General features: G+C 67.7%; 1 protein-coding gene. It reads right to left on the reverse strand.

What is annotated here, in order from left to right:
• The coding region (locus AB4Y81_RS21580; protein WP_441996939.1) for an aldehyde dehydrogenase family protein at positions 1-383 on the reverse strand (383 nt) is incomplete at both ends.

Consider the following 383-nt stretch of genomic DNA (forward strand, 5'->3'; position numbering starts at 1 on the left):
TCGGCCGATCGGCCGACGAACGGATGATCGCCTTGCCCGTGGCGGTGGAGCCGGTGAACATGACCTTGCCGATGGCGTCGTGCGAGGCCAGCGCTTCGCCGACGTCGCGGCCGCCGGAGACCACGGACAGCAGTCCTTCAGGCAGTTCCTGGTTGATGATGGACGCCAGCGCCAGCACGGACAGCGGAGTGTATTCGGAAGGYTTGACCACCACGGCATTGCCCATGCGCAGGGCCGGSGCGATCTGCCACACGGTGATCATCATGGGCCAGTTCCACGGGCCAATGGCACCCACGACGCCGATGGGACGGTAGTGCAGCTCGGCGCGGGTCTCGCCGTCGTCCACTACTGTCTCGGGATCCAGCGGCGTCGCGGCCGTGGCG

This window comes from Paenarthrobacter sp. TAF1, from assembly GCF_052113825.1.
Taxonomy (GTDB): domain Bacteria; phylum Actinomycetota; class Actinomycetes; order Actinomycetales; family Micrococcaceae; genus Arthrobacter; species Arthrobacter nicotinovorans.